A 19,559-nucleotide genomic window follows, 5' to 3' on the forward strand; every position below is an offset into this window, starting at 1 on the left:
TTTTTTGACAAACAGTAAAACAATTGATATTAACGGACCATTGATTGGTGAAATAGAAGTACCAGGAGATAAATCTATGACACATAGAGCCATTATGTTAGGTTCTCTTGCATCTGGCACCTCTACAATATATAAACCACTTCTTGGTGAAGATTGCCTGAATACAGTGGAAATTTTCCAACAATTAGGTGTTGAAATTACTGTTGGCGAAGATAAAATAGAAATTAATTCTCCTGGTTATAAACACTTCAAAACGCCTCATCAAGTACTTTATACAGGTAATTCTGGTACAACGACACGTTTGGTGGCTGGTCTGTTAAGTGGTTTAGGCATTGAAACTGTTATTTCAGGTGATGAATCTATTGGTAAAAGACCGATGGACAGAATTATGAAACCTTTAAGCTTAATGAACGCTAATATAACAGGCGTCGATAATAATTACACACCGCTAATCATTAAACCTGCACAAATTAACGGCATGTCTTATCAAATGGAAGTTGCGAGTGCACAAGTGAAAAGTGCAATTTTATTCGCCAGTTTGTTTGCAGAAGAGCCGACAACTGTTAAAGAATTAGGTACAACACGCAATCATACAGAAACGATGTTCCAACATTTCCATATTCCTATTACTACTGATGGGAAAACGATAGAAATGCCAAAACGAGGAATCGAACATATTCAATCCGTAGATTTTCATGTGCCAGGTGATATTTCTTCAGCAGCATATTTTATAGTGGCGGGCTTGATAACAAAAGACAGTGATATTACAATTCACAATGTTGGCATAAACCCAACACGTTCAGGTATTATAGATATCGTGAAACAAATGGAAGGGAACATTACGCTATTCAATCAAACAGATGGTCCAGAACCAACTGCTTCAATCCGCATACAATATTCACCTGATATGAAACCACTCCAAATTGATGGAGATTTAGTGCCAAGAGCAATTGACGAAATTCCAATTGTAGCATTACTATGTTCACAAGCTGAAGGTACAAGTATTGTAAAAGATGCAGAAGAATTGAAAGTTAAAGAAACAAATCGTATTGATACGACTGCGAATATGCTAAATTTATTAGGATTTATGTTACAACCAACAAGCGATGGTATGATTATACATCCTTCAACTATGGAGCAAACAGCAACAGTCGATAGTTTTACTGATCATCGTATAGGTATGATGCTTGCTATTTCATCATTATTAACAGATGAATCGTTAACTATTAATCAATTTGATGCTGTAAATGTTTCTTTCCCGGGTTTCTTAACGAAGTTAAAACAATTAGAAAAAGAGGGATAAAAGTATGGAAGATATCTATAAACTCATAGACGATATCAACTTACAAAAATTAGATAACTTAGACACTCGTGTGAATGAAGCATTAAGTTCTCCAAAGGACGATGCACTTTTTATACTTGGTGAAACGTTATATAATTACGGTTTAATGCCTCAAGGGCTCGAAGTATTCCGTACGTTATACCATAAATATCCTGATGAAAGTGAACTACTTATCTACTTCATCGAAGGTTTAATGGCTGAGAATCAAACTGATGAAGCTTTAGAATATTTAAACCAAGTTGAATTATCAACTGAACGTTTAATGTTAGAAGCTGATTTATATCAACAATTAAATATGTTAGAAGTTGCGATAGATAAATTAGTCGACGCCATAGATATAGAACCAAATGATCCAATTATACACTATGCACTTGCTGAATTATTGTATTTTGACGGACAATACTTACGTGCAGTTTCTGAATACGAAACTGTGCTTGAAACAGGCGAATATCAAGTGAATGGCACAAATTTATTTTCTCGCTTAGCAGATTGTAGTTTGCAAAGTGGAAACTACAGTGATGCGATTAAAATGTTCGATGAAATCAATGAAGAAGAAATGGTTTCTGAAGATTACTTTAAAAAAGCGATTGCTTATGAAAAAAATGAGCTCTCTCAAGAAGCAATTAATTTAGTTCAAACACTATTATCTAAAGATCCTGACTTCTTACAAGGCTATTTTTATCTGCAACAACTTTATGAAAATGAACATAACCATGCAGAAGCCATTGAAATTGGTAAAGAAGGCTTGAGATTAAGTCAATTTTATAAAGAGTTGATGGTATCAACAGGCAGTATAGCAATTGAACATGGCGATGCTAATGAAGGTGTACAATTATTATTGCAAGCCTTAGAAGTTGATAATGCTTACCAAGAACCACTTTTAATCCTAAGTGATTTATATAGACAAGAAGAAGACTACGAGGCACTTATAGCATTATTGAAATATGTTGATGAAGAAGATTTAGATCCCGTGTTTATGTGGCATTTAGCATTTGCGTTAGGACAAGAGGAACGTGACAAAGAAGCACAACATTTCTTTGAATTAGCATATCCAACATTGCACACGCAATCTGCGTTTCTAAGTGATTATTATTTCTATCTAGTTGAAATCGGACAAATTGAACAAGCAAAAACAATGCTAAATCAATTACTGGAATTAGATCCAAGCAATGAAACATGGCATGATGAAGCAGAAAGATTATTATCTTTCTAGTCAAGGAAGGTGAGTAAGATGAGTAATACCCTACAACAAGTGAAAGCTAATTTCATTGAATATCTGCTTTTTCAATATCAGTTTAAATCTAGGATTAGTGTGTGGGTATTAAACTTAATTAAGTCTTCACCTGAGTTACTACAACAAATTCATTTTGTGGATGAACTCATTTCCGATCATCATATTTTGGAAATTGCTATGGAAGATACTGAGCAACAAGGAATCAGGTTTACACTTAAAAACCAGCAGTTGATTAATAGTGACGAAATCTTCAATTATATAGCAAATGATGCTGTGTCTTTTGATATCAAACTGCATTTTAGCAAAGCACAATCTCGAGAGACTCGTTTAGATGAATTATTATTAATGCAATTGTTACATTCACCATACTATGCTATGTATATGCAAGACATCTATAGTATCCCGCTATCAAAGCAAAGCGAGTCCTCTATTATCACGCATTTACAAGATAATATTGATTTAAGTTTACAATTGCATGATAAAGCACTGTTTTATCAATTAACTCAAATCCTTAATACTTTTGAGTTAAGAAATGTAAATAAAACAATGAAGGATTGACCTTATGAATATAAAATCTTTATGGCATTTACTCATTTATAATAAAGGTGTACTTTACTTTCTGCTTATTTGTAATTTATTAGGCACGATATATGGTTATATATGGTATGGTAATCAACTGAGTGTATCGAGTTGGCAGTTCATACCGTTTGTGCCAGACAGTCCAACCGCTTCATTATTTTTATGTATTGCATTAATCGGACTTATCGCAGGTAAGAACTTACCAATTATTGAAGCTTTAGCTTTTGTATCGCTGATAAAATATGGTGTATGGGCAGTTATTATGAACATCATTATGTTTATACAATACGACTCAGTTACAATTATTGGCTGTATGCTTATATTTTCTCACGGTATTATGGCTATAGAGGCATTTTTCTTTTACCCAAGATTTAAAATTACTATTCTTGCTTTTACTATTGCTGTGATATGGGTATTCCATAATGACATTATTGATTATGTATTTATGCAATATCCTTACTATGATTTCATTGCTAACCATGTTGAAGGTATTGCTTACCTCGCGTTTTGGTTAAGTGTCATACCTTTAGTGCTATATTTAAATTTAACTCGATTTAAAAAGGATAAAATATTTGACCATCATTAACGTTCACAGTAAAATGTTTATAAAGGAGTGAGGATTTTTGTCTTTTATCTATATGATTATATATTTTGTTATTCTAATGGTATTGCCTTTATGGGCGCAGCACAAAGTTAAGTCTAATTATGAAAAATATTCACAAGTAAGATCGACAAGTGGTAAGACAGGTCAAGAAGTTGCTATAGAAATACTTCATGCAAACGGCATTTATGATGTTGATGTCGTTGAAGGAAAAGGGTTCTTAACAGATCATTACGACCCTAGAAAAAAAGTTCTCGTGTTATCACCAGCTAACTTCAGTAGACCTTCAGTTGCTGGTACAGCAATTGCAGCCCACGAAGTTGGTCATGCGATACAACACGCAGAAGGTTATTTCTTCTTAAGATTCAGAACATCTTTAGTACCACTAGCTAACGTAGGTAGCTCAGTTGGTTACTTAGCAGTATTTGCAGGTATTATTTTAACTACTATGCAAAGTACTTTAGGTTCTACAGCATTATGGATTGGAATTGCATTCATGTCTCTTGCAGTATTATTCTCAATTGTTACACTACCAGTTGAATTTAACGCAAGTAGTAGAGCTATGAAACAAATAAAAAGCTTAGACATTGTTAATGAAAAAGAACACCGCCATGCTAAAAAAGTACTTACAGCAGCGGCAATGACTTATGTTGCTTCAACTGCAGTTGCATTAGCAGAGCTTGCAAGATTTATTCTTATTGCTAGATCAAGTGAATAATAATATAAATAAGGTTGAGACATATAATTATGTCTCAACCTTATTTTTTTAGTCATCTTTGCAGGAGTGAAACGACGAAATCTTATTAGAAAAATTAGATTTCTGTCTTGCTTCCATTTTTGTTTAAACTGACATTCTTATTATTTCGGATTTAAATCTCACCAAAAAACACATCTAAGCAAAAATATTAATTTACTCACTTTTAAAAAGAAGTGGTTACTACTTAATTACGTGTAATAATGAAATAAACAAATTAAAACGATTATAGTCAAATAGTAAATAATATAACGGTTAACTATTGCAGGAATAATGCATGAAGCCTAAAATTAGTCTATACTATATAAGAAACCGTTAGAATGTGAGGCGTATATGATGAAGACTATGAAAAATATGCAAACTGAAGTGGATGACTATATTGGTCAATTTAAAACAGGGTATTTCTCTCCCTTAGCTAATCTTGCGCGATTAACTGAAGAAGTTGGTGAACTGGCAAGAGAGATTAATCACTACCATGGTGAGAAAAAGAAAAAAGAGACAGAAGACGAAAATACAATTAAAGCAGAACTAGGTGATAATTTATTCGTTTTATTATGTATTGCCAATTCTTTAGATATTGATATGACAGAAAGCTTTGATGAAACAATGAAAAAATTTAATACACGTGATAAAGATCGTTTTGAACGAAAATAATTTAATTTGAAATAGAAAGGGTGTCCCACCTTATGAAAATAGGCATTACTTGTTACCCATCTATGGGTGGTTCTGGAATCATCGCCACTGAATTAGGCATAAAACTTGCTGAACGTGGGCATGACATCCATTTTATTACATCTAATATACCTTTTAGAATACGCAAGCCATTACCAAATATCACGTTTCACCAAGTTGAAGTCAATCAGTATGCTGTTTTTCAGTATGCTCCTTATGACATAACTTTAAGTACTAAAATTGCTGAGGTTATCAATGAGTATGATTTAGATTTGTTACATATGCACTATGCAGTCCCTCATGCAGTTTGTGGTATTTTAGCAAAACAAATGTCCAAAAAAGACATTAAAATTATGACTACATTGCATGGGACTGATATAACTGTACTAGGTTATGATCATTCTTTAAAAAACGCAATTAAATTTGGTATAGAAGAAAGCGATATTGTGACGAGTGTAAGCCAGTCACTCGCAAAACAAACTAATGATATCATTGAAACAAACAAAGAAATTATTCCAATATATAATTTTGTTCGGGAAAATGAATTTCCAACAAAACCCGATGTACAAACTGAAGAAGATGAACGATTAAAAGCTTGTTATGGAATAAAACCAGAAGAGAAAGTTTTAATTCATGTTTCAAACTTCAGAAGTGTAAAACGTATTGATACAATTATCGATACATTTGCAAAAGTACATAAATCTATGCCGTCAAAATTATTATTATTAGGCGATGGTCCAGAATTAATGGATATGAAACAAAAAGCACGTGATCTAAATATTGAAGATGAAGTTCTTTTTTTAGGAAAACAAAATTGGGTTAGTGAATTTTATCAAATTTCAGACTTAGTCTTACTACTAAGTGAAAAAGAAAGTTTTGGTCTAACACTACTTGAAGCAATGAAATCTGGAGTAGTGCCAATTGGATCTACGGCTGGTGGAATTAAAGAAGTCATTAAACATGAAGATACTGGTTTTTTAGTTGATGTAGGTGATAGTACAAGCGCAAGTGAGTATGCCTTAAAATTACTCACAGATGCAAAGCTTTATAAAACAATGCAAACACAAATGCTAGCAGATGTCTCAGAACGCTTTTCGTCTGACTTAATTGCAGATCAATATGAGTATTACTACAAAAAAATGTTAGAGGGTAACAATGACTAAAACATTATTCGAAGCGGCAAAGCCAATTTTAGAAACTTTACAAAAACATCAGTACCAAGCATTTTATGTTGGTGGGGCAGTTAGAGATTACTTAATGCAAAAATCAATTCATGATATCGATATTACGACTAGTGCCACACCAGATGAAATTGAAGCAGTATTTGATAAGACCATTCCTATTGGTAGGGAACATGGCACGATTAATGTCGTCTATAATGGCGATCAATATGAAGTGACAACTTTTCGTGCTGAAGGTGAGTATGATGATCATCGTAGACCTAATGAAGTCTTTTTTGTAAGAGACTTATACGAAGACGTAAAACGAAGAGATTTTACAATGAATGCCATTGCTATGGATGTGAATTATCAAATCCATGATTACTTTGATGGACTAAAAGATATAGAACAGCGATTAATCAAGACAGTTGGAGATCCAGCAGAACGATTTAACGAAGATGCATTACGTATTATTAGAGGTTTGCGCTTTCAATCACAACTTGGGTTTACGTTGGAGAAAGCTACATTTAATGGTATGCATGCCCATATAGCAGATATTGCGCATTTATCTATTGAACGTATCGTAATTGAACTTAAAAAATTAACATTAGGTCAATATGTGGCCCAAAGTTTCAATAATTTAAAGTACTTTAATGCATTTAATTATATACCATTTTTTAAACGTTTTGACTTATCAAAATTTATATTAGAAGAATCAATATCATTATCAATGTTAATTGCATTCTTAAAAGCACAACAACCCGATGTTGACACACAGCTGTCAGATTTGAAAATTAGCAACAATGAAAAGAAATATATCACTAGACTCGAACGCATGTTACAACAAATGCCAGAAATCCACAGCAAACAAAGTTTGAAGTTATTTGTTTATGATTTCGGAAAAGAAGATATACTACAAGTACTAAGTTATGAACGTATGCTCAATAGTAATAATATTATAAAAGTATCTCCATTGATTTTTAATGCTGCTTCCATCAATGAAATTAGCCAAAAGTTACCGATTTCATCAAGAAAAGAAATGGATATAAATGGTAAAGATATATTACAAGTATTAGATAAACCAAGTGGTGCATGGCTTAAACCCATATTACGTCAAGTTGAATGTGCCATACTATCAGGTGAGGTCAAAAACTTTAAACCAGAACTGCTAAAGTGGGTGAAAACACATGTCCAAGTATAGTAAAGATGTTGTTCAAATGTTATATCAGCACCAACCTGATTACATATCGGGTCAATTTATAGCAGAACAACTAAGCATTTCACGTACAGCTGTAAAAAAAGTAATAGATCAACTTAAATTAGAAGGGTGTCAGATTGAATCAGTGAATCATAAAGGGCATCGCTTAATCCAATTACCTGATAAATGGTATAGTGGCATTGTATTACCAATGCTAAAAGCACAAAATGTATTTGATCATGTTGAAATATTGGAAAGTGTTAATTCAACTCAATTACTGGCTAAGCAAAAATTAGTAGGTAATACAAATACCTTTCTTATTTTAAGTGATGAACAAACACAAGGTAAAGGCCGATTCAATAGGCCTTGGTCCTCTTCCAAAGGAAAGGGCTTGTGGATGTCGATTGTTTTAAGACCTGATGTACCTTTTGAAATGATAACAAAATTTAATTTATTTATGGCTCTAGGCATAAGAGATGCGATACAACAGTTCAGTATCGATCCGGTTACCATTAAATGGCCAAATGATATTTATATAAATAAACAAAAAGTTTGTGGCTTTTTGACAGAAATGGTTGCGAATAGTGATGGTATTGAAGCGGTTATTTGCGGCATTGGTATTAATATGAACCATTTACAAGAAGATTTTAGTAATGAACTACAACAAAAAGCTACAAGTGTCCGCATTCATGCTGACGAAAAAATTAACCGCTACTATTTTTTACAATCGCTTGTAAGTCATATTGAATATCGATATAAACAATTTCTTGCAGAACCATTTTTAACTATTCGAGACGAATACATAGCAGCCTCGAATATTTGGAATAAAACATTAAGATTTACCGAGAATGGTAGACAATTCCACGGAGAAGCGCTTGATATTGATGAAGATGGTTTTTTACTTGTATTGGATGAAGAAAACAATCAACATCGTTTAATCAGTGCAGATATAGAATTTTAACCTCGTTGAAAGGAGGAATGAGAATGACAAAACCGTGTTATGCCGTTATGGATTTAGAAACAACAGGAAACCAATTAGACTATGATGAAATCATTCAAATAGGTATTACTTTTGTTCGTGAAAATAAAATAATCGGCACGTACCATTCAATGATTAAAACAGATTTAGAAATTCCTCCTTTTATACAAGCATTAACATCAATAGAAGAAGCAATGTTAAATCAAGCACCATATTTCCATGAAATAGCTGAAGATATTTATAAACAAATTGATGGTTGTATCTTCGTGGCACACAATGTTGCTTTTGATTTGAACTTTATAAAAAAATCTTTTAAAAATTGTGATATCAACTATCGTCCCAAAAAAGTAATGGATACGTTAGAATTATTTAAAGTCGCTTTTCCAACAGATAAAAGTTACCAGTTAAGTGAGTTAGCAGAAGCACATGGCATTGTTCTAAACAACGCACACCGTGCTGACGAAGATGCTGCTACAACAGCGCAACTTATGATACTCGCATTTGAGAAATTCGAAATGTTGCCTTTAGATACTTTGAAACAACTATATTATTTAAGTAAGAATTTAAAATATGATTTACATGATATTTTATTTGAGATGGTACGTAATCATAAAGATAAGTCACTAGAGGATGTTTATGACCAATTCGAACAAATTATTTATAAAAAACAAAAAGATTTCAAAGCACCAACAGTAGATTTTGATGGCACTTTGAAAGATTTATATACCTTGATTACTAAGGAACTTAATTTGACCTATCGACCACAACAATTATATCTTTCAGAGATTATTTTAGAACAGTTAATGAATAGTGAAAAAGCAATGATTGAAGCACCACTTGGAAGTGGCAAGTCATTTGCGTATTTACTCGCTTCTTTAATGTATAACATTGAAACTGGTAAACACGTAATGATTTCAACTAATACTAAATTATTACAAAACCAATTATTGGAAAAAGATATACCTGCGCTTAAGCAAGCTTTAAATTTCAAAATAAATGCTACTTTAATAAAAAGTAAACGTGATTATATTTCATTAGGTTTAATTAGCCAAATCTTGAAAGAAGAAGCCAGTAATTATGAAGTCGGTATATTAAAAATGCAATTATTAATTTGGATTACCGAAACAGACACAGGTGATATTCAAGAGCTAGACTTAAAGGGCGGACAAAAAATGTATTTCGAACAAAAGCTAGAGACTTATGTACCTGTTCGAAATGATATACATTACTTCAACTTCATTAAACGAAATGCTCAAAATATTCAAATTGGTATTACAAATCATGCCCATTTAATACATGCTGCACATGATAATTCTATTTATCAATTATTTGATGATTGCATTATCGACGAAGCACATCGCTTGCCTGACTATGCCTTAAGCCAAGTAACCAATGAATTGAGTTATTCTGACATCAAATATCAACTCGGCTTAATTGGTAAGACAGAAAATGATAAGCTGCTTAAATCTATCGATCATTTAGAACAACAAAGAATACTTGAAAAATTAGATATACCGCCTATAGATGTTTTCGGGTTAAAAACAACAGTCAATGAGATACATGATTTAAATGAACAATTATTCACTACTATTTTTGAAATCATTCAAAGTTCTGAAGTGCATGACGATGAAGTTCACAAGCTCCATTTTGTCTATCATTTTGACGTTGCACCAATTTTGAACGATTTACATTCAATTATTCATAAACTTAATATGACTTTAGAATTCTTCAATGGTATGAGTCACAAAACAATCAAGTCTGTGCGCAAACAAATACTTTATATTAATGATCGTTTTAAAGAAATTGAGCACAGTTTAAAAAATAACCACACAAGTTATTTATCAATTAAAAATATAAATCAAAAATCAACAATTAGACTTAATGTCAAAGACTATGATGTTAAAGAAATATTAACGACACAAGTATTAGATAAATTTAAATCACTTACATTTATTTCAGGCACATTAACGTTTAACCATTCATTTGAAAATTTCAAACATTGGTTTAATAAAGATATCGTCTTTAACACGTATGAGATTGATTCGAAGGTAATGTCACCAAACCAAACTACCGTATTCATACCTAATGATGTGGCTTCATATAATTATAAAAGTATTGATGATTATGTGAGTTCTATCGTTAATTACGTGATTGAGTATATTAACATTGTAGAGTCTAAATGTTTAATACTATTTACAAGTTATAAAATGATGCATATGGTTCAAGAGTTATTAAATGAATTGCCGGAATTTGAAGACTATGTCGTTTTGACACAACAGCAAAATCAAAACTATAAGATTGTTCAACAATTTAATAGTTTTAATAAAGCAATCTTACTTGGCACAGGTACATTTTTTGAAGGCTTTGACTTTCAATCTAATGGCATAAAATGCGTCATGATTGCTAAGTTACCTTTTATGAATCAAAACAATACAAAATATTGGTTAATGGAATCTGAGTTTACTTCTACATTCAAAGATTATGTATTACCTGATGCTGTAACGCGTTTCAGACAAGGCCTCGGTAGATTGATACGTAGTGAAAATGATAAAGGCATTATCGTATCCTTTGATGATCGCTTAATTCGTAGTAATTACAAACAATTTTTTGAACAATCGTTAGAGAGTTACCGTCAAAATAAAGGTGATATCAAACAATTTTCAAGCATACTCAAGAAATTAAAAAAAGAGGACAAACGTAATTAATAAACTCAGCACCCACAACTAGAACTTATACATCTATTTTGTTAAAATATATAAGGATAAAGAAAAGAAGACTACAATATTATTAGGAGACTGGCTATGAAGACAACGATTAAAGAAGCTAAACAATATCTTAACCAAGAAGTTACTATTGGCGCTTGGTTAACTAATAAACGTTCAAGTGGGAAAATAGCATTCCTACAATTAAGAGATGGTACAGGCTTTATGCAAGGCATCGTAGCAAAAGCAGAAGTAACTGAGGAAACATTTAAATTAGCTAAAGAATTAACACAAGAATCATCTATTTATATTACTGGCGTTATTTCTGAAGATAATCGCTCAGATATTGGTTACGAAATGCAAGTGAAATCAATAGAAGTAATCTCAGAAGCTCATGATTACCCAATTACACCTAAAAGTCATGGTACAGAATTTTTAATGGACCATCGTCATTTGTGGTTACGTTCTAAAAAACAACATGCTGTAATGAAAATTAGAAACGAGATTATTCGTGCAACTTATGCATTCTTTAATGACAATGGTTTCACAAAAATTGATCCACCTATTTTAACAGCAAGTGCACCTGAAGGCACAAGTGAGCTATTCCATACAAAATACTTTGATGAAGACGCGTTCTTATCACAAAGTGGACAGCTTTATATGGAAGCTGCTGCAATGGCTCACGGTAGAGTGTTCTCATTTGGTCCAACATTCCGTGCTGAAAAATCTAAAACACGTCGTCATTTAATTGAATTCTGGATGATTGAACCTGAAATGGCTTTTTGTGAACATGCACAAAGTTTAGAAGTTCAAGAACAATATGTGACATATGTGATTCAATCTGTATTGACAAATTGTAAACTTGAACTTAATGTATTAGAACGTGATACATCTAAACTTGAAAAAGTAACTACACCATTCCCACGTATTACATACGATGATGCTGTAGTATTCTTAAAAGAACAAGGTTTTGACGATATAGAATGGGGCGAAGATTTCGGTTCTCCTCATGAAACGGCTATCGCTAATCATTATGATTTACCAGTGTTTATCACTAACTATCCAACAAAAATTAAACCTTTTTATATGCAACCGAATCCAGAAAATGAAGATACTGTACTATGTGCAGATTTAATTGCACCTGAAGGTTATGGTGAAATTATAGGTGGGTCTGAACGTATAAATGACCTTGACTTACTAGAGCAACGTATTAATGAATATGGCTTAGACGCTGAAAGTTATAGCTATTATTTAGATTTACGTCGTTATGGCAGCGTACCTCATAGTGGTTTTGGTTTAGGCTTAGAAAGAACTGTGGCTTGGTTATCCGGTGTGGATCACGTTCGTGAAACAGCACCATTCCCACGCTTACTTAATCGATTATATCCATAATATTTTAAATAATATAATAAGATTCACAAACAGCGTCCAGTCCACAAATAATGGCTGGACGTTTTTATAACAATATCAAAGATGGGAGGGGTTAATTTGGATAGAGAACAATTAAAAACAAGACCTATTGTAATTCGAAAAGAACTACTTGATCATTACAATGAATTAGGCTTAAATGAAACAGAGTTAGTGATTTTAATCAAATTATTACATGCCTCTGAAACATCTAATAAACAACCTTCAATTGAAACTTTACAGCAAGGATCTGCATTAGATTCAAGAGAAATCACTTCAATCATTCAAACTTTAATACAGCATGATTTACTAGAACTTAATGTTAATAAGGACGAAGAAGGTAAGTTCACTGAATATATGAACCTTGACCAATTCTATGATAGGTTAAGTGAAATTATGCAACAAATGAATGTAAAACAAGTCGAACATGAATCTGAGCTAGAGTTCAATACATTATTTCAAAAAATAGAACAAGCGTTTGGCAGACCTTTATCTCCATATGAGATAGAAACATTAAATCAATGGTTAGATATAGATAAACATGATTTAAGTGTCATTCAAGCTGCTTTAAACGAAGCAGAGAGCCAAAATAAAATGAGTTTTAAATATATCGATCGTATTTTACTAAATTGGAAAAAGAATAATGTAAAAACGATTGAAGATTCGAAAAAAATTAGCCGCCAATTTAACCAACCTAAAATGAAACATACAGTTAGTAAGGTCCCTAAATTTGATTGGCTGAATGGGGAGAATCCAAATGGTAAGTAATAAAAAAGCACTTGAAATGGTTGATGTCATAGCTGAAATGTTTCCAAATGCTGAATGTGAACTTGTCCATGACAATGCATTTGAACTTACAATTGCTGTACTCTTATCTGCACAAACAACTGATATTTCTGTAAATAAACTTACGAAACCTTTATTTGAAAAATATAAAACACCAGAAGATTATTTAAGTGTGGATATTTCAGAACTAGAAAATGATATACGTACTATTGGTTTATATAGAAATAAAGCCAAAAATATTCAAAAATTAAGTCAATCGCTTTTAGATAAATTTGATGGTAAGATTCCTCAAACACACGCTGAGTTAGAAAGCTTAGCAGGTGTGGGTAGAAAAACGGCCAACGTTGTTATGAGCGTAGCTTTTGGAGAACCTTCATTAGCTGTAGATACACATGTAGAACGTATCTCAAAACGTTTAGGTATATGTCGATGGAAAGATAATGTACGTCAAGTAGAGGATAAATTGTGTACAGTAGTTCCTAGAGAAAGATGGAACAAAACACATCATCAACTCATATTTTTCGGTCGCTATCATTGCTTAGCACGTAAACCGAAATGCGATGTTTGCCCATTATTCGAAGATTGTAGAGAAGGTCAAAAGCGCTATAAGGCAAGTTTGAAAGAGGCATGAACAAAATGATTACAAAAGAAGATTTTACAAAGTTAGAACTGGAATTGGATTCATACGCGAAAGTAAAAAAACTAAAATCACCAGAAGCAAAACGATTGTTAGATCAATACTTTAATCTGATTCAACTTTACTTTCAACAAATTAATGGTATTGAAATTATTGATTTTAAATACTTAGATGAATATGCTGTCGTTCCAATGAATTTCGAAGAAAGATATCATTATATGATAGCACGTAAATATCATTTTATGGGTTACAGCCAAATGAAAACATTAAAATCAGAACTTATTAAAATGAACGCATCTTATCAAATTCGTCTAAAAAACAAACATTAAAACAATAAAAACAGTGTAAGCTCTCAAAGTTAGAACAATTACGCTGTTTTTTATTCATTATTGTATTTATTTGATGAATTAATATGTATAAATGTACTTTAACTAAAAACAAAGACCCGATTTCCAATTAATATGGAAACCGGGTCTTTTAAAATTGAAGTCTTGTTATTGTGTACTATTTGAAGTAGCTGTGCCACTTCTATTTGCATTTGTAGTATTTGTACCGTTTGCATTGGTAGTGTTTGCACCACTTGTATTATTGGTATTTGTGCTACCAGTATTGTTATTACTTGAACTATTACTGTCTGAATCACTATCCGAATCATTATCTGAGTCACTGTCTGAATCGCTGTTATTGCCTTGACCTTTAGGATCATTATCAGTTGTATTGTCATCAGACTCACCTTTAACTGATAAATTATCTTTACTGTCTCCGCTAACAGAGTCTGGTTTCGTAAAGTCTTCACCATCACGTGGTGAAATAGTAGACATTACATCTTCTAATAGGAATTGAGGATATTCTTGTTCATCACTTCCTACAAAGGAGTTAGTTCCACCTTGTTTAACTTCATTGAATCCCATCCATACAGACATACTGTATTTAGGTGTGAAACCATTAACCCAAACATCTTTAGCAGCATCATCAGGTAAATTATATTGTTGGTAAGTTTGTTGTCCATACGTACCTGTACCTGTTTTAGCGCCTATGTTTACTCCAGAGATGTCGTGTCCATATGCAGAACCATAAGCTTCAAATGTACCTTTTAGCACTTCAGCTAGCATATAAGCAGTAGAATCTTTCATAGCTTTTTTGCTTGTATGGTCATATTCAATGACTTCACCATCTTGTTTTTCAACTTTTTCAATTGAATGCGCATTGTTGTACTCGCCACCATTTGCAATTGATGCAAATGCTGATGCTAATTGTGTAGGTGAGAACTCAGATGCAGAACCACCTAGTACTTCAGAAGGTCCAATATCTCCTTCATATTCTAATCCTACTTTTTCAGCGAATTCCTTCGGCGCATCATTTCCAGCATTTTCTTTCGTTGATTGCCAAGCTTTTAAGGCAGGGATGTTGAAACTTTGACGTAATGCATCATAAAGTTTAACCGTTCCGTGACTTTCCATGTCATAGTTTCTGAATGTAACACCATCAACTTGGTATTCCTCTTCATCTTTCATAGCATGGTCAGTTGCCCAAGACATGTTTTCAATTGCTGGGCCATAAGATAAGAATGGTTTTAAAGACGATCCGGTAGGGTGTGCGTCTGTTGCTAAGTTTCTATCAACGACGTCTTTATAATCTCTACCACCAGATATTGCAACAAGTTCGCCAGTTTCACTATCTACAATAGATGAACCAACTTGTTGATCCTCATTTTTATAGTAGCTACCATTATTAATACGATCTTGCAATGTTTCTTGAACGTCTTTGTCCATATTTGTATGGATCTTAATACCACTATTTAATACAGATCCTAAATCTTCATCTTTAAACTCTTTATTATTCATAAGTTCTGATTTTACAAAGTTAATATATGAATCATATTCTTTTTTAGAATCATCTTTACTTACTTGTCGCTCTTCATTAGTTCGTTGAACAAGTGTATCTTGTATTTTAGTATCTTGTGCTTTTTCTTTCTCTTCTTTGGAAATCCTATCATGATATTCCATGAGATAAAGCACAGTGTTTTTACGTGATTCCGCTTCTTCAGGATTATCATAAACATTATACGTATTTGGTACTTGTGGTAAACCGGCAAGATATGCTTCTTCAGTTAAAGTCAAATCTTTCAATTCTTTATCAAAGTAATACTTAGCTGCCGCTTTCACACCATAAACACCATCAGAATAATAAATCTTGTTCAAGTACATTTCGAATATTTCATCTTTACTGTACTCTTGTTCTAATCTGTATGATAAGTACGCTTCTTGTGCCTTACGTGCAATAGATTTTTTATCTGTCAAGAATGATCGTTTAACAACTTGTTGTGTTAAAGTCGATGCACCTTGCGAACCAAATCCACCAGTAATATTTTTGGCAACAGCGCCGAACAGACGTTTATAGTCTAGTGCACCATGACTGTAGAAGCGATTATCTTCTGTAGCTAATACAGCATCCTTCATTCCTTTAGGCACTTCATCTAATTCAACATGTTCACGTCGTTGTCCGTTATCAATTGTTTTCACCAATTCTCCATCTTTATCATAAATCTTAGCTGGGATTGGATCTTGTAATTTTGACTCAGTAAACGCTGGAGCTTTCCAAGCATAATAAGCAAATAACAAGATACCTATTAACGCTAAGACAATGAACGCAATGATAAGAAAGCCAACTATCTTGATTATCGTTCGTTTAATATTCCTATTCTTTTTTTGATCGGACTTGCCTTTCTTGTTAGATTGGGAAGTCCTTTTTTTCTCCGTCATACGCGGTCCTCACTTTCATCTAATATCAACTTATCAACAGCTTTGAGGTAATTCAATCGTGGTTGATACTGATAAGGAATATAGTAACCATTTTTTCTTACTTCTTCAACCGTTACCGACTTTTTAATGTTATTCGTATGTCTTTCCCAAAAATATTTAAACTTAGAATAGGGAAGGAGATATACTTCATCAAGCGTTTTAAATCGAATTAATAAAAATACTATCCCATTTTGTTTGAAACAAGACGCCATATGTGAAACTTGGTGTTCATGCATATTACTCAATGGGAAAGAAGTCTTATTTTTCGTTTCTTTCGCTTCAAAGTCAAGGTAATGTCCATTATAAATACCATTATAATCAGTTGTAGACGGCGTTCGGAAATAAGCCTCATTAATTACAGCCTTACTTCTCATAGGATAATGAACATTTACGATTTGAACAGGCGTTGGTTTTTTATGTATAACCGCCATTCCATGGTTCAAATAGTATGTGTTCGACAGTTCGATATCATTTTCAAGCGTCATACCTCTGCCACCATAGTCTATTTTACCCGTTTGACCCTTATGAGTTCGTCCGACTTGAGACTTATTTCTATTAAATGGTTTCCCATTAGGGTAATTCATTGTTTTTCACCACTTTAGTTTGGAAATCAAAAACTTTTTCCATTATACCCGACTTTGGCAAATTTTTCCAAACCTTGAAATATGAATCAATGTATTTACAAATACATCAAGTACATTTTAACGTGCTTTGCATAATTAAACAATATTTGGAACTAATTAAGGCGCTATTATAACATAAATGTAAGACGACGCTTTAGAAATGACTCACATTATCTTTTATGGTAAATTTATTGTGTAGGAGGAAACTTCATGCAACAGTTAATTACGCAATTATTAGATGATGTACAGCTTATGCAAGATAAATATGAATCCGTAAAAGCATCTGGCGAAGATTATGATTTTTATTCTGTTGTCGTCCCATTCACGAACAATATTGATGAATTACTCACATCCTTTATTCAATATGAAACTCAAATACTTCGCTTGCAATATATGAACAAACAAAAATTTGATTTATTAGTTTCTAATATCGAAGAATTATCTGTGGAGTGCCATTTTAAACGCTCAAGCCGAAAGTTGTTCACAGAAAAAATTAAGGCTGTTCAATATGATTTAAGCTATATTCAAAGAAGTGAGTTGTATCTATGATAAAAACAGTTTATGTCACAGGTTATAAATCTTATGAACTTAATATTTTCAAAGATGATGCTCCAGAAGTTTCCTATTTAAAAAAATTTATAGCACATAAATTAAATCAATTGATTGAAGAAGGCTTAGAATGGGTATTAATACAAGGACAGATGGGTATAGAGTTATGGACAGCAGAAGTAGTACTTGATTTGAAGGCAACACATCCAGAACTTAAATTAGGTATTATTACGCCATTTCATGGTCACAGCGATAGATGGAACGAACAAAATCAAGCTAAATACCAAAATATCACGCAAAAGGCTGATTTTGTAGATAGTGTGTTTCATTCACCATACGAAGGACCTCATCAATTTAAACAGACAGATCAGTTCATGTTAGATCATACAGATCAAACATTATTAATATATGATGAGGAGCAAGAAGCAAGTCCAAAATTCTTCAAGCAAATGTTAGTTGATTTTATGGAAAAAACAAATTATACTTGTGACATTGTGACGTTCGATGAATTAACTGAGTTCATCAATGATTTACAGTGGTCTCAAGAACAAAGTTTCGAATGAGGTGGGAAAAAATGGCAGATATTTCATTGAAATTATCAGCAAAGGATATTTATGAAAAAGATTTTGAAAAAACTATGACACGTGGTTATAGAAGGGAAGAAGTCGATGCCTTCTTAGACGACATCATAGCGGATTATCAAAAAATGTCAGACTTAGATAGTGAAGTTGTTAAGCTTTCCGAAGAAAACAACAAACTAAAAAAAGAACTTGAAGAACTTAGATTACGTGTAGCGACGTCAAGACCACAAGAAAATAAGAATTTCTCTTCCAATAGTAATGCTGCAACTAAGAGTAATAACAACAATAACAATAATAATGTTGATATTCTAAAAAGAATTTCTAACTTAGAAAAAGCGGTATTTGGAAAATAACACGCTAATGAATAATTATAGTGTGTGCAAATCGTAGATATAGCTTCATCTACATAAAACCAAGTTTTGATTTCATTCAAAACTTGGTTTATTTTATTTGTTTAGCCGTCTAAAGCATGGTATACTTTCAAAGATGGTGTTTTGGGTGATCGCTATAGCAATATAGAGGAAAGTCCATGCTCACACAATCTGAGATGATTGTAGTGTTCGTGCTTGATGAAAAAATAAGTCAAGGCATTAAATTGACGGCAATGAAATAACCTAAGTCTTATAGATACGGTTAAAATAGTTTGAAAGTGCCACAGTGACGTAGCTTTTATAGAAATATAAAAGGTGGAACGCGGTAAACCCCTCGAGTGAGCAATCCAAATTAGGTAGGAGCACTTATTTAACGGAATTCAACGTATAAATAGGACATGCTTTTAAAAGCATGTAGACAGATGGTTACCACCAGCGTACGAGTGTATCTAGTACACGATTGCAGTACAACGGTACAAAACATGGCTTACAGAAATATCATCACTAGACCCAAGCTCTCCCACATAGGAGAGCTTTTTTAATTTCTAAAGTTATAGAAGGTATTCATTAAACTGAGTTGCAT

Annotated in this window: 19 protein-coding genes and 1 other RNA gene; 18 read left to right on the top strand and 2 right to left on the bottom strand. The window is 32.7% G+C overall.

The genetic code is table 11. From position 1 onward, the window contains the following. Positions 1-4 precede the first annotated feature (4 nt). From aroA to PYW44_RS06950, 14 genes are all read left to right on the top strand, one after another. On the top strand, positions 5-1,303 hold the full coding sequence (gene aroA, locus PYW44_RS06885) for a 3-phosphoshikimate 1-carboxyvinyltransferase (RefSeq protein ID WP_021339211.1): 1,299 nt from the start codon (positions 5-7) through the stop codon (positions 1,301-1,303). A gap of 4 nt (positions 1,304-1,307) precedes the next feature. Then, positions 1,308-2,555, top strand: a complete 1,248-nt coding sequence (locus PYW44_RS06890) for a tetratricopeptide repeat protein (RefSeq protein WP_021339210.1) — start codon at positions 1,308-1,310, stop codon at positions 2,553-2,555. Positions 2,556-2,573: 18 nt separating this feature from the next. Next, positions 2,574-3,134 (top strand): YpiB family protein, encoded by a 561-nt coding sequence (locus PYW44_RS06895; protein ID WP_021339209.1) that lies wholly within the window; start codon positions 2,574-2,576, stop codon positions 3,132-3,134. 4 nt (positions 3,135-3,138) lie between these two features. Beyond that, positions 3,139-3,741, top strand: coding sequence for a DUF1405 domain-containing protein (locus PYW44_RS06900; protein WP_002507575.1), 603 nt, complete (start codon positions 3,139-3,141; stop codon positions 3,739-3,741). Between the two features lie 37 nt (positions 3,742-3,778). Then, a complete protein-coding gene (locus PYW44_RS06905) occupies positions 3,779-4,474 on the top strand; it encodes a zinc metallopeptidase (RefSeq protein ID WP_002512429.1) in 696 nt (231 codons plus the stop codon). A gap of 372 nt (positions 4,475-4,846) precedes the next feature. Beyond that, positions 4,847-5,164 carry a nucleotide pyrophosphohydrolase gene (locus PYW44_RS06910; RefSeq protein WP_002512428.1) on the top strand — a complete coding sequence of 106 codons (318 nt, stop codon included), beginning with the start codon at positions 4,847-4,849 and terminating at the stop codon, positions 5,162-5,164. Positions 5,165-5,196: 32 nt separating this feature from the next. Next, positions 5,197-6,345: an N-acetyl-alpha-D-glucosaminyl L-malate synthase BshA gene (gene bshA / locus PYW44_RS06915; protein WP_021339208.1), complete on the top strand. Its 1,149-nt coding sequence runs from the start codon at positions 5,197-5,199 to the stop codon at positions 6,343-6,345. Then, on the top strand, positions 6,338-7,543 hold the full coding sequence (locus PYW44_RS06920) for a CCA tRNA nucleotidyltransferase (protein ID WP_021339207.1): 1,206 nt from the start codon (positions 6,338-6,340) through the stop codon (positions 7,541-7,543). Before bshA ends, PYW44_RS06920 begins: the two co-directional genes overlap by 8 nt. Further along, positions 7,530-8,501, top strand: coding sequence for a biotin--[acetyl-CoA-carboxylase] ligase (locus PYW44_RS06925; protein WP_021339206.1), 972 nt, complete (start codon positions 7,530-7,532; stop codon positions 8,499-8,501). Before PYW44_RS06920 ends, PYW44_RS06925 begins: the two co-directional genes overlap by 14 nt. A gap of 23 nt (positions 8,502-8,524) precedes the next feature. Next, entirely contained in the window at positions 8,525-11,224 is a 2,700-nt protein-coding gene (locus PYW44_RS06930; RefSeq protein WP_065367447.1) for a helicase C-terminal domain-containing protein, read from the top strand. 96 nt (positions 11,225-11,320) lie between these two features. After that, entirely contained in the window at positions 11,321-12,613 is a 1,293-nt protein-coding gene (asnS, locus tag PYW44_RS06935; RefSeq protein WP_115075995.1) for an asparagine--tRNA ligase, read from the top strand. 96 nt (positions 12,614-12,709) lie between these two features. Further along, entirely contained in the window at positions 12,710-13,396 is a 687-nt protein-coding gene (locus PYW44_RS06940) for a DnaD domain-containing protein (RefSeq protein ID WP_021339203.1), read from the top strand. Further along, positions 13,386-14,045 carry an endonuclease III gene (gene nth / locus PYW44_RS06945; RefSeq protein ID WP_002507584.1) on the top strand — a complete coding sequence of 220 codons (660 nt, stop codon included), beginning with the start codon at positions 13,386-13,388 and terminating at the stop codon, positions 14,043-14,045. The genes PYW44_RS06940 and nth overlap by 11 nt, the downstream gene beginning before the upstream one ends. Positions 14,046-14,050: 5 nt before the next feature. Further along, a complete protein-coding gene (locus PYW44_RS06950) occupies positions 14,051-14,380 on the top strand; it encodes a YpoC family protein (protein WP_021339202.1) in 330 nt (109 codons plus the stop codon). A 165-nt stretch (positions 14,381-14,545) separates the two neighbouring features. Here the strand turns inward: PYW44_RS06950 and PYW44_RS06955 are convergent, their stop codons facing one another. Together PYW44_RS06955 and recU are read right to left on the bottom strand one after the other, a co-directional pair. After that, complete coding sequence (locus PYW44_RS06955) at positions 14,546-16,813, bottom strand: transglycosylase domain-containing protein (protein ID WP_021339201.1); 2,268 nt, start codon at positions 16,811-16,813, stop codon at positions 14,546-14,548. Next, complete coding sequence (gene recU / locus PYW44_RS06960; protein WP_002507587.1) at positions 16,810-17,436, bottom strand: Holliday junction resolvase RecU; 627 nt, start codon at positions 17,434-17,436, stop codon at positions 16,810-16,812. Before recU ends, PYW44_RS06955 begins: the two co-directional genes overlap by 4 nt. Before the next feature lie 249 nt (positions 17,437-17,685). Between recU and PYW44_RS06965 the strand changes: the two genes are divergently transcribed. The 4 genes from PYW44_RS06965 to rnpB all read left to right on the top strand — a co-directional run bounded on the left by PYW44_RS06965 (position 17,686) and on the right by rnpB (position 19,471). Beyond that, positions 17,686-18,024, top strand: coding sequence for a DUF1798 family protein (locus PYW44_RS06965; protein WP_002507588.1), 339 nt, complete (start codon positions 17,686-17,688; stop codon positions 18,022-18,024). Then, positions 18,021-18,587, top strand: a complete 567-nt coding sequence (locus PYW44_RS06970; protein WP_071665189.1) for an SLOG family protein — start codon at positions 18,021-18,023, stop codon at positions 18,585-18,587. Before PYW44_RS06965 ends, PYW44_RS06970 begins: the two co-directional genes overlap by 4 nt. 11 nt (positions 18,588-18,598) lie before the next feature. Beyond that, on the top strand, positions 18,599-18,958 hold the full coding sequence (gene gpsB / locus PYW44_RS06975; RefSeq protein WP_002507590.1) for a cell division regulator GpsB: 360 nt from the start codon (positions 18,599-18,601) through the stop codon (positions 18,956-18,958). Between the two features lie 137 nt (positions 18,959-19,095). Next, positions 19,096-19,471, top strand: an RNA gene (rnpB, locus tag PYW44_RS06980) — RNase P RNA component class B. Positions 19,472-19,559 lie beyond the last annotated feature (88 nt).

The sequence above is a fragment of the Staphylococcus equorum genome, assembly GCF_029024965.1.
GTDB lineage: Bacteria > Bacillota > Bacilli > Staphylococcales > Staphylococcaceae > Staphylococcus > Staphylococcus equorum.